Consider the following 13,125-nt stretch of genomic DNA (forward strand, 5'->3'; position numbering starts at 1 on the left):
AAAGGAATGAGACAGGTGGCCAGTAATCAAAACTATCAGTTCACATTAACAATTAAACATACGGACTATATTGTCAGGGATCACCGGGTGCATGGCACCCGGATTATACCCGGTGTCACATTTTTAGATATGATATACCGTATGGCGCTGAGCAAAGGTTTGCCTATTGAAGAACTAGAGTGTCAGAATATTTTGTATTTGGAACCTGTAGCAACATCTGATACCTTTGACAGAGAAATCCGCATCCGTTTTCAGGGATTGGAACAGGGATGGGAAATTCAGGCGAAGAGCAGAAAGGTAAAAGATGACCGCATTCTGGATGAAAGCTGGGATGAGAATATGAACTGCAGGCTCATGCCGAAAATCCCGGAAAGCATGAGTTCAATTAATATTGATGAAATTAAACATGCCTCCGCCCGTGAAGCTGATATGGAGATATGTTATGACTATTTAAAAAAGGTTGATATAGAGCATTTTGAATTTATGAAGAGTCTGGGGAAGGTTTATGCGTCTGATCATTCTGTACTTGCAGAGTTGACGCTCAGCCAAATTGCCAATCAATATACCGGCTATTTTCAATTGCATCCCACTTTTCTTGATGCGTCTACCATCATATCGATCCTTTATCAGGCATGTCCCGAATATTTTACACAGGGATCTCCGGCAAGCCGGATGAAAACGTATATTCCCATTCATATTGAATCTTTCCGTATGACGAAGCGCCTGGAAGACAGGTGTTATGTGTACATAGAGAAGCAAGACCAAAATCATGATTCAGGGGATGTCATCCAAGTAAGTTACGGTTTGTACGATGCACACGGGGAGATGATCGCTTATTTTACGCGGCTGTCTGTGAAACATATTCGCTCAAAAGATTTAATTGAAAACCTGAAGCAGACTCGTTTGGAAACTGAAGCGGCTTCTCAGCCAAAAGACAGCCTGATCAGAAAAGATTCAATCATAAATCGAAGCGAAAGCATCGAGACACATCTTAAAGAATTAATATCCGGGGTTTCAAATATAGATCTGCGTGACATAAGGACAGACATTGGTTTTTATGAACAGGGCCTGGATTCAGCTTCTTTGCTTGCCATTGTCAAAGAACTTGAAAACAAAACAGGGGAACAGCTGTATCCTACACTCCTGTTTGAGCAGAAAACGATCCGGGAACTCGCCGCGTATATTAAAGAAAATCAAAGAATGTCCAGTTATTTCTTAACGCGAAATCAACCGGCTGAAAAGCCTGACATGAAAGAAAGTAAGAACGAAAATCTTTCCGCTCTTATAACAGAAGGAGACATTCAGCAGCTGATCGCAGATATCAAAGGGACTGCCCCTGAAACACTCTCTGTGGTAAAAGGTTTTTATGAACAAGGCCTCGATTCCGTAACACTTATGCAAGCCGTAAAGGCATTGGAAGAGAAAACAGGCAGGGAACTGTACCCTACTTTATTGTTTGAGTATCCGACGATTCAAAAACTTGCAAACTATTTTGCAGAGAGCGGCGAAAAGACGTCCGTTGAAAAAGACCTCCCTCTTCATCATGGAGAGAATCATACGGCTCTGACCTATTTAACACCGCATTGGAGACAAAAGGCTGCTTCTTGGGATCCGAATTGCGGAAATAAAAAGAAAACAACATACCTGCTGTTTCAATATGACAGAGAGCTTTTTCATTTTATGCGGGAAAATGCTGAAAATGGATTCGGAAATACACAGATCATTCTCGTTTTATCAGGGAATCGTTTCTCCTATCACGGAGACGGTGTTTATGAGATAGATCACAGGGAGGAAGCTCACTTTGACAGGCTTGCAGCTGATCTGAAAAAAAGGGGGCAAATGCCCGACACCGTGGTTTACGGGTGGCCGGAAGGGTCATTTGCCGGCCCGGAAAAAATAAATGAACAGCTTTCTAAAGGGGCTTACCCGCTATTCTTTTTCAGCCGGGCATTGATGCGCAGCAAGGCGGAAAAAAAGGTTGTATCGCTTTTCCTTTATCCGGCGGACCATAAAAATGATCAGCCGCTTTACGCTTCAGTCCATGGCGCAGGGCAGTCTATTTTGCTTGAGAACCCGAAACTGGCCCTTAAGACAATCGGGATATCAGTTTCAGACAAGTCATCGTTGCCGGATCTTACAGCTGAAATCATCAGATGCGAATCAACTGAAGCGCATCCGGGAGAAACCGATCTTTATTATGAAGGAAATGTGCGCTGGGTCCGTGCCTTACGGGAAGCGGAACCGGCTCAAAACTCAGGTTTCTCCTTTAAAGAAAACGGAGTATACATGATTACAGGAGGGGCCGGCGGCTTAGGCCTTATATTTGCAGAACATATCGCAGCCCAAACAAAAGCCAATATTATTTTAGCGGGCCGTTCTGAACTTACGGAAGACAAAAAGAACAAAATCAGCCGAATGAAAGCAGGCGGTTCTTCGGTTCAATATATAAGAGGTGATTTTTCAGATAGCCGCGATGCAGAGCGAATCATAAAAACCATTAAAAGGCAATTCGGAGAAATTAACGGTGTGATACACAGTGCCGGTGTGACGCACGACGCTTTATTGATTCAAAAATCAAAAGATGAAATTCAGGAAGTGATCGCTCCGAAAATAAATGGGACGGTCTTATTGGACAGCTTGCTGCAAACCGAACCTTTGGACTTCTTTGTGATGTTTTCATCAAGCAGCTCGATGTACGGGAATATCGGACAGACGGATTACGCATTGGCCAACCGGTTCATCGATCTTTTCGCTGAGTGGCGTGAAGGAATGAGGCGGAAAAAAGAACGCTCCGGCGTCTCAGTAGCCATCGGCTGGCCGCTATGGGAAGACGGCGGCATGAAAGTGGATAAACAAACTGAGAAATGGATGAAACAAAAAATCGGTATGGTTCCTCTTAGTAAAATCAATGGGATCAAAGCTTTTCAAGATTCACTCTCTCTGAACGCATCACAGCTGATCGTGTTTGAAGGTGACAAAGAAAAATTGAAATCTGCACTTCAAGATACCTTCATGGAGGATGAAAACCGTGAGATCCAAATAAATGAAACAGCTGATACAAGGCATGAGGACATTGCCATTATCGGATTAAGCGGGAAGTATCCGATGGCTGAAGACTTACCTGAATTTTGGGAGAATTTAAAGAGCGGAAAAGATTGTATTACAGAAATCCCGCCTGACCGCTGGAATATGGATGATTTCTTCAGCGAAGACAGAGATATGAAAGGGAAGTCTTACAGCAAGTGGGGAGGTTTTATCAGCGGAGCCGATCAATTTGATCCGCTTTTCTTTCATATTTCCCCAAGGGAAGCAGAACTTATGGATCCTCAGGAAAGGCTCTTTTTAGAAACGGCCAAAAATTGTTTTGAAGACTCAGGATACCCGAGAAACATGCTGGAAAAGATGAAAGTCGGTGTATTTGTCGGTGCAATGTGGGGCCAATATCAACTATTTGAAGGAGAAGAAAATGGAGTGGCTTTCTCGCCGGCATCCGTCTATTCTTCAATAGCCAATCGGGTGTCTTATTATTTTCATTTAAAAGGTCCGAGTTTGGCTCTGGATACAATGTGCTCTTCATCACTGACCTCTATTCATTACGCATGCCAAAGCATACATTGCGGAGAGAGCGATATGGCATTGGCCGGCGGAGTGAATTTGTCAATACATCCGAATAAATATAAGTTCCTCAGCATGGGGCAGTTCCTATCAAGTGACGGCAGATGCCGGAGTTTTGGAAAAGACGGAAGCGGTTATGTTCCCGGTGAGGGAGTCGGAGCCGTATTGTTAAAACCATTGAAAAAAGCAATAGAAGATCAAGATCAAATATACGGTGTGATTAAGGGAAGCGCCGTTAATCACGGAGGAAAGACGAGCGGGTATTCCATACCGAATCCGGATGCGCAGGCGGAGGTCATTTCAGAAGCGCTTCGTAAAGCTGACATTGATCCGAATACCGTCAATTATATTGAAGCGCATGGAACGGGTACGTCATTAGGCGATCCGATTGAAATTCAAGGACTGAAAGATTCCTATCAACTGAATCATCCTTGCGCCATCGGTTCGGTGAAATCAAATATCGGACATTTAGAATCTGCGGCAGGAATCGCTGCGGTAACGAAAGTGCTTCTCCAAATGAAGAATAAGCAGCTTGTTCCTTCTCTGCATTCCGATATTGTTAATCCGTTTATAGATTTTGAGCAGGTTCCTTTTCAAGTGCAGCGGAAAGCGGCTGAATGGAATATTCCGCAAAACAGCAATGCTGTTCATCCTTTGAGAGCCGGGGTAAGCGCTTTTGGAGCAGGAGGGACAAACGCGCATCTTATATTGGAAGCGTATGAGCCGCCAAACGCTTTTGATCATCAAAGCGGCCGAGTGATCTTTGTTTTATCGGCTCAAGACAAACAACGGCTGATAAAATATGCGAAGGTTATGGCTGATTTTCTATCAGAAAATGAATCGAAGGATAACAATCATAAACTGCGTCTTCAGGATATTGCCTATACACTTCAGACGGGACGCGATCATATGGAAGAACGGCTGGCGATAGTGGCAGATTCCGGGCAGGTCATTGCTGAAGAGCTCTCAGCTTATATCAGGGGTGAAAAAAGCAGCTTGAGCTATACCGGTAATACATTCGAATCAGAAGTTCACAATGAAATGCCTCACGTTTGTTCAGATTACGCCGAAGCAGCATCAAAATGGGTAAATGGAAGAAAGATAGATTGGGAGACTTTTGAGGTGAATCGGAATGCTCGCAGGATTTCTATTCCGGGACAACCGCTGATCAAACAGCGGTATTGGATAGCGGAAAAAGGGGAAACGCTTGTTTCAACAGATGTGAGTAAGCCGACTCACCCTTTCTTGGGGAGTAACACGTCCGATTTTAATCAGTTCAGTTTCACGAAAAAAATCAGCCGTAATCATCCATTCGCACTAAGTCTGTCTGAAGGAAACGTGTCCTTTTTCCCTTATGCATCTTTGGCTGAAATGGCTATCGTCAATGCAGCGGCGGCATTTGGACAACCAGTTCATACATTGACTGATTTATTGTGGACCGAAAGCATGAACGGAATGACTGATATACGGGAACTGATGATTACGCTGACGCCTGAGCGCGACTTTGCGCGGTTTGACATATATGCAAACACAAAACATGAGAATAAAGTACGTCTTGCCAGGGGAAATGCGCATATTGTTAAGCCTGAAAGCGGTATGCTTCCTGAAGCGCTTGATATTGCTGAAGTCAAATCAGAAATGACTGAACATCCTGCTGAATCGCCTTTTGTCATTGAATCAGCGAAAAACAGTGACGGAATGCTGTCGCTTCATTCATTGCCGGATGAGCTTTATGCAAAAAGAGAGAATTTTATGATCTCTCCTGAAGCGCTTGAGTCCGCGATTCATGCCAGTGCGTTTTTTGTCAGCGGAGAAACCTTCCCGGAATTGATCGGAATGGGAGCGGCGGATGTCTATCAGCCTCTCACTCAAAATTTTTATGTCTATACTCAAAAAGAGAACCGGCAGAACAGCCGTGATGTAACGTGTCGTATGACATTTACAGATGAAAACGGAAGCATTCTGGCAGAGTGCAAAGATGTGAGATTCAGATATGGTCATGAAAAAAGCACTGTTCAGACGGACGACGAACTCATTCGTCTCCTGCGTCAATTGGAAACCAATGATATTGATCAGAAGGCTGTATTGAAACAATTAATGGGGGAAGAATGATGAACGGAAAACGTGAACAAATCAGCGATATTCTTGATCTGATTCAATCAGGACAGATATCGGCTGACGAAGGCTATGCCCGTGTGACATCCATTCAGAATCAAAAATCACGGGCATCGAACCATCCGCTTTTTTATTACAAGCCGGAATGGACAGAATCGTTCATTCCGAATAAGAAGAGCGCACCCTTGACGGGATTGCTCCTGATTTTTGCAGAAAATGAACGGCAAATACAAGAATTGAGCGGTTTGTTTAAGGACTGTACTCTCTTGTTTGTTATCCGCGGAAAAGAATTTGCTGTTTTACATGATGATACGATTTGTATGAATCCCGTGAAAAAAGACGATTATCTAAAGCTGTTCCGGTACATTCATGATCATTATCAGCTGCCCGAAAAGATTCTTCACTTGTGGTCTGATTCTCAGGCTGACATGAGTAAGGGAGGTATACAGAAACAATTGGAAAACGGATTGTTTTCTCTTCTGTATATTACACAGGCGCTGATTGAACTAAAATGGAAAAAGATAATAAAGCTGACGCATATTTTTCAAACTGAGAATAAAGAACAACTGCCGCTGCATCATGCTCTCGGCGGATTGGTGAAAACCGTTCACCAGGAACACCCCAATTTTCACTATCAGATTATCAATATCACGCAATCAGAGGGTGCGGGAGCCGCTCTTCCAGCAATAGCGGATATATATCAGAGAGAGTGTGACGAAAAACGGGATATCCATTTTGAAGTGCGCTATGAAAACGGCAGACGTTTTACGAAAAGCTATAATAAAGCCGGCTCATTCGATTTAACCCAGCCGCTGAAACATCATGGGAATTATCTGATTACAGGAGGCCTGGGCGGTCTCGGTTATATATTGGCAAAACATCTGTCGGAAAAATGGAAAGCGAATCTCATATTGACGGGGCGCTCTGATTTAACTGAAGAGCAGGAGAAAAAGATCGAATATTTAAGAAGTTCAGGTTCAACAGTTGAATATATCCGATCTGATGTTTCAAAACAAAGTGATGCTGAACGGATGTTTGCTTTTGCAAAAGAGCAGTTCGGCACCTTACATGGAGTATTTCACAGTGCCGGCGTACTCCGTGACTCTTTTATCTTAAGAAAGACAAAAGAAGAAATTGATCAAGTCACAGGTTCGAAAGTTTATGGCACGCTGTGGCTGGCGGAAGAAATCAGAAAAATGAAAGTTGAATTACTTGTCTTGTTTTCATCCACATCGGCAGTCTTCGGCTCAGCCGGCCAATGTGACTATGCTTTCGCCAATGCCTGTTTGGATCAGTATGCAGCAGTTATGACCGCAAAAGAGTCTGCCGGAAGGGTAGTGTCAGTCAATTGGCCGCTATGGACTTCCGGCGGGATGAGTATTGACGATGAAGGAATATCCTACATGAAACAGGAACTCGGTCTTGACCCGTTAGATGACAGTGACGGAATACAGGCCCTGGAGAACAGCTTGTGTCAATCATCTGAACAGCTGATTGCCCTGAAAGGCCGAAAAGAAAAGATTGAGGATGTGCTGAAGCGTACCGGCACAATCAGCTTACATTCAGACCAGCAGGAAGATGCTGATTTGAAAAACGATGAATTAAGACAAAATATCATCAGTTATCTGAAAAATATAATGTCAGAGGAATTGAAATTACCGGTCTCACTCATAGATGAAAAACAATACCTGGAGAAATACGGCATTGATTCAGTGATGATCATGCGTCTGACCAAAAAGCTGGAGCAAAGTATCGGCAGATTGTCGAAAACATTGTTTTTTGAATATCATTCAATATCGCAGTTAGCCGAATATTTCCTGAGTCATCACAGCGAACGAATGATGAAACTGCTGAACCCGGCCGGCACATCTGAACTTGTCTCATATCAAAAAAAGCAAAAAAGAAAACCAGTGGAAACAAAAGCGCCGGTACGCTCTGAAGAAGAAGATTCAAAAGAGCACATTGCGGCCGATCCCCTTTCTGCTGATATAGCCATTATCGGTGTCAGCGGCAGATACCCGGGTGCGGAAAACATCAGGGAGTTCCAAAATGTGCTGATGAATGGACAGGATTGCGTAAGCGAAATTCCTGATGACCGGAAGGAAATGCTGGAGGGAAGCTGCTATAAGTGGGGAGGTTTTCTGAAAAATCCAGATCGGTTTGATCCTTTATTTTTCCGGATATCACCGAAAGAAGCGGCTTTTCTTGATCCTCAGGAACGTCTCTTTTTAGAGACAGTGTACAATACCATAGAGGATGCGGGTTATAAACCTTCAGATCTGACCCGCAAAAAGGTCGGAGTTTTTGCAGGCGTCACATATGGAAGCTATCAATTTTTCGGCGTTGAAGAATCACTTAAAGGAAATGAACTGGCCGTCGGGTCTCCATTTTCTGCAATAGCAAACAGAATATCGTATTTCTTTAACTTTAAGGGGCCGAGTATGGCGGTTGATACAATGTGTTCATCCTCTCTTAACGCCATTCACTTAGCCTGTGAAAGTATACGAAGAGGAGAAAGCACACTTGCTGTTGCGGGCGGGGTCAATCTTACGCTTCATCCGAATAAATATACATTATTAAATCAAAGCCGCTTCTTTGCAAGTGATGGCCGATGCCGTACATTCGGCGAGGGCGGTGACGGTTATGTACCGGGAGAAGGAGTGGGATCCGTACTTTTAAAGCCGGCGGCGGAAGCGGTAAGGGACGGAGATCATATTTATGCGCTGATTAAAGCGACAGCGGTCAATCACGGAGGGAGAACAAACGGTTTTACGGTTCCTAATCCGAATGGTCAGTCTGAACTGATACAGGACGCGCTTGAGAAAGCTTGTATTGACCCTCGTACAATTAGTTATATTGAAGCTCACGGAACGGGAACTGCTCTGGGAGACCCGATTGAGATCACCGGGTTAACAAAAGCGTTTCGGGAATTTACGGAGCACACTCAATATTGTTCAATCGGTTCTGTCAAATCAAATATCGGCCATCTTGAGGCCGCAGCGGGAATTGCCGGTTTGACAAAGGTTCTTTTGCAAATGAAACTGAAAAAACTGTTTCCTTCCATACATGCGGAGACGTTGAATCCAAATATTGATTTTAAAGCATCTCCCTTTTATGTACAGCGGTCATTGCAAGACTGGAAGAAACCGAAACTGCAGGAAAACGGAAAAACAGTAACTGTTCCGAGAAGAGCGGGGATCAGCTCATTCGGAGCGGGAGGAACGAATGTTCATATCATTATAGAAGAATATGAAGAAACAAACGTCACAACAGAACATGTTGAGAATGAACCGCATATTGTCCTGTTATCTGCCAAAGACAATGAACGTCTTCTTGAGTATGCCGAAAACATGAGAGATTTTATCCAACGTTCACTAAGTCCTGAAGTAAAGGATAAACAGCCTGATATGAAAGAAAAGGTGAATGAAGTACTCAAACCGTTTGTTTCGGAATTGCTTCATATCCATCCGGAAGAAATTAATATTGCTGATCACCTGAGTGAATTTGGCGTAGGGCCTTTGGAATTAAGCCGGATGGCGGATTTTATTAACGAAATGTTTCAAATTGAACTCACGATGTATGAATTAACTGATTGCCCCTCCATTCAAGCGGTTACTGAATACTTATTGAAGGAATATGCCGGAGCGATAAGAAACATGTTCCCGAATGAAGTGATGGAAGCCGGCCAATCGGAAAGCGTCGTTTTACGGGATCTGGCATACACTACACAATCGGGCAGAGAAGCGATGGAGGCCAGAGCGGCGATTACCGGTACCTCTCTTAAAGAAATTAAGGATAAATTATTTGAGTTTTGCCGCGGTGACAAGCAAGTTCCAGGCGTATATGTTAATCAGCAATCAGCAGATGCATTTGCTGAAAAAATGAAGGCGTTAACGGAAGGCAGAGCAGGTGAATTGTTTGTAAAGACCATTATTGAGAACGGTGAAGCGGAAAAGCTGGCTCAATTATGGGTTTGGGGGGCGGATATCGACTGGAAATCCGTTCATCAACATTTACAGCAGCCGGGTAAACGGATCTCAATTCCGACTTATCCGTTTGCGAAAGAACGTTATTGGGTTCCGTCCAGGAATGAGAAGGCAGAGATCCCTCAGCATTCTTTTCAACATTACTTGCAAAAAAAATGGAGGGAGAATCCGTTTGTAAATCCATCCGAAACAAAAGAGTACGGACTGACAGTAGCATTTGTAAATCAAGACACAGAATCAATTGCCCGCACCATTTATTCGGATATAGATCAGGAGAATCTGATTGTCATAAAACATCACTCTTCATTTATAAAACACTCTGATCAAATGTTTGAGTGTTCTTTATTAGATGAAAACCACGCATACGACGTTATCCGTGAGATCTTCTCGGGCGGTGAGCGGCAGGTCGAAAATATATTTGATTTCTCAGATATCGGAAACCAGAGTGAAAATCAGAACGGCATCCCATATGGTAAATTCTTATTTATACAAGAAATAATTAAGAGGAGTAAAAAGGAAACACCATTATCCATTTTACAAATCACCAATGGCTTGCAGGTATTTAAAGCGGAAAAACCAAAGCTGACGGGGGCAGAATCAGCGGCTTTTCTGAAAGCCCTTTCTGCGGAATACGGCTTTGTTCATGTGAAAACAATAGATATAGACAGCATGAAAGAAACGCATGAGCTGAAACAAATCTTTGAGAATGAAAGGGCGCAATGTACCGGAGAGAATGAAGTATGCTACCGCGGCGGCGTCAGATATGTTCCGTATTTTGAAGAAGAAAGAATCCATACCGGCGAGCCTGTTTCATTTCCTGCGGATAAAGCCATCGTGATTACCGGCGCGACAGGGGGCATTGGCAGAGCAATAGCTGAAGATTTGGTGAAACGGGGAGTGAAAAAACTCGTGCTGACGGGTACGCGTCCATTACCTTTGCGAAGTGAATGGGATCATTTGCTGAAAGAGGGCAGACAGGACGAAAAGACAGTCAGCAATATAAAACTGTTTCAAAGTTTTGAAGAGAAAGGTGTCAACTATCTGTATTACAGCGGTTCTCTCACAAATGAAGAGAAGCTGCGTTCATTCTTTCACCAAGTAAGCCTTGAATTTAAAGATATAAGCGGTGTCATACACTGTGCCGGACTGCACAGCGGCGGAAATCCGGCCTTTATTCATAAAAGAATGAGTGAATTTAAGACGGTGTACGGGCCGAAAGTCACTGGACTTCAGAATTTGGAGCGGATTTTTAATAATAGGCCGCTGGATTTCTTTATTCTATTTTCATCAATTGCTGCACAGTCACCCAAACTGTCGAAAGGAATGACTGATTACGCGTCTGCAAACGCATATATGGACTATTTCGCGGCTTATCATTTTCAAAAGGGGAGAACGTATTTCACGTCCATCAATTGGCCGAGCTGGAAAGAAGTCGGAATGGGTACTGTGACGAGTCCTTTATATGATGAATTGGGATTGGACTCTCTTTCCACACGGGAAGGACTGGCGATTTTGTATCATGCACTGGAGAGAAAATCGGCCAATATCATTCCCATCGTGAAAAAAGGAACAGTGTTTCATGCAGACAGTCTCCTGAACATCAATAAAACCGGCGGAGCTTCGGTGCCAGTCCGAAGACAGGAGACTCCCGACACTTTTGATCATTCAGAAGGGCTTGTCAGTGAACTTTCTGCCGTATTTGCCGAGGAATTGAGCATTCCCCTTGAAAAGCTTAACCCAAATACGGATTTTCAGGAATACGGTGTGGATTCTATACTTCTTGTCAGCATTATACATCGTATAGAAGCAATGATTCAGAAAAAAATTGACCCTACTGTGCTTCTTGAACACAACACGATTCATGGTCTTGCGGAATATATCGGTAAGACGGCGCCGCCGTTGAAAAAACAAATTGAACAGACTGATTCTCAAAGCAGCAATCAGCAAGATATGCAGTCTGTGACGAGCCGAAATACAGAACCGCAGACGGCTTCCTCTGCAAAGATAGCTGTTATCGGAATCGGATGTAAGTTCCCTGGAGCGGCTGATAAAGAGGAATTTTGGGACAATCTGAGAAAAGGAAAGAATCATATTAAAGAAGTACCTGATTCCCGGTGGAATATAGAAGAAAATTACTCTCCGGTGCAGCAAAAGGGAAAAAGCATCAGCAAATGGGGAGGATTTATCAATGGTATCGGCAGCTTCGATCCGGAGTATTTCCGCATGGAAGAGGAGAGAGCCATCCAAACGGACCCGCTGATAAGACATTTCTTAGAAACGAGTGTACAGACTGTACGGGATGCCGGTTATGAAGAAACGGAATTATCGGGAAAAAAAGTCGGCGTATTTGTCGGTTCCAGAATGGGCGGCTACGGTCACAAACTGCCGAAAGAAAGCAGCAGCCACATCGTCGGGCTTAGTCAAAACTTTATTGCTTCACATGTGTCGCATTTCTTTAATTTTCACGGTCCAAGCATGGTTTCTGATACCGCTTGTTCTTCTTCATTAGTCAGCATTCATTTAGCCTGCCAAAGCATAAAAAACGGTGATTCAGAGATGGCGCTGGCAGGAGGGGCGGATCTGCTTTTGGATGAAATTCCTTACCTGATGTTAACAGAAGGAGGAGCCCTTTCGCCGGACGGTCAGTGTTTTACTTTTGATGAAAGGGCAAACGGCTTTGTACCCGGAGAGGGTTTTGGCGCTGTTCTGTTAAAACCGCTGGAGAAAGCGAAAGCTGACGGAGATCGGATATACGGTATCATTGAAGCATCAGCTATTAATAACGACGGTGCGACAATGGGAATTACGACCCCGAATCCTAAGCTTCAAGAGCAGGTTATTCAAGATGCATTTGAAAAAGCCGATATCACTCCCGGATCAGTCAGCTACGTCGAAACTCACGGCACAGGCACGATGATTGGAGATCCGATTGAGCTTCAGGCTCTGACAAAAGTATTCCGAAGAGACACAAACAAAACGCAATTTTGCGGAGTAGGAAGTGTAAAAACCAATATCGGACACTTATTAAGCGCTGCCGGAGCGGCAAGTTTCATTAAAGTGATTTTATCAATATGGCATAAGGAAATTCCGCCTACATTGAATTGTGAAACGCCAAATCCCCGCTTTGAATTTGAAAAGTCGCCTTTTTATCCGAATACAGAACTGAGAAGCTGGAAGGATGGAAAACGGAGGGCGGGCATCAGCGCTTTCGGTTTTGGCGGAACAAACGCCCACCTTTTGGTAAGCGGCCTGGATGATTCATATCATTCCGTCAGAACGCCGCTGCCGCCTGCCGAGTTTGTCAGAAAAGAGTACTGGCCGGATTCAAATCGGAAAAAACAAATCAAACAGAATAAAAAACGGCTTCTTGAAATTATTGATGAAACAGAGTAGCACCTGCTCTGTTTCT

The 13,125-nt window shown here is 43.8% G+C and carries 2 protein-coding genes; both read left to right on the forward strand.

The window, feature by feature from the left end:
- Nucleotides 1-15 precede the first annotated feature (15 nt).
- Nucleotides 16-5,727 (forward strand): type I polyketide synthase, encoded by a 5,712-nt coding sequence (locus tag SB847_RS02970; RefSeq protein ID WP_044801372.1) that lies wholly within the window; start codon nt 16-18, stop codon nt 5,725-5,727.
- The gene (locus SB847_RS02975; RefSeq protein ID WP_044801373.1) at nt 5,727-13,109 is read left to right on the forward strand and encodes a type I polyketide synthase; all 7,383 of its coding nucleotides are present in this window, start codon (nt 5,727-5,729) and stop codon (nt 13,107-13,109) included. Before SB847_RS02970 ends, SB847_RS02975 begins: the two co-directional genes overlap by 1 nt.
- Nucleotides 13,110-13,125 lie beyond the last annotated feature (16 nt).

Origin of the sequence: Bacillus sp. SIMBA_026, assembly GCF_046535335.1 — a bacterium.
Lineage (GTDB): Bacteria > Bacillota > Bacilli > Bacillales > Bacillaceae > Bacillus > Bacillus velezensis.

Excerpts from the sequence above, each read along its gene's own strand:
- SB847_RS02975 (WP_044801373.1), top strand. The coding sequence starts at position 5,727 with ATGAACGGAAAACGTGAACAAATCAGCGATATTCTTGATCTGATTCAA.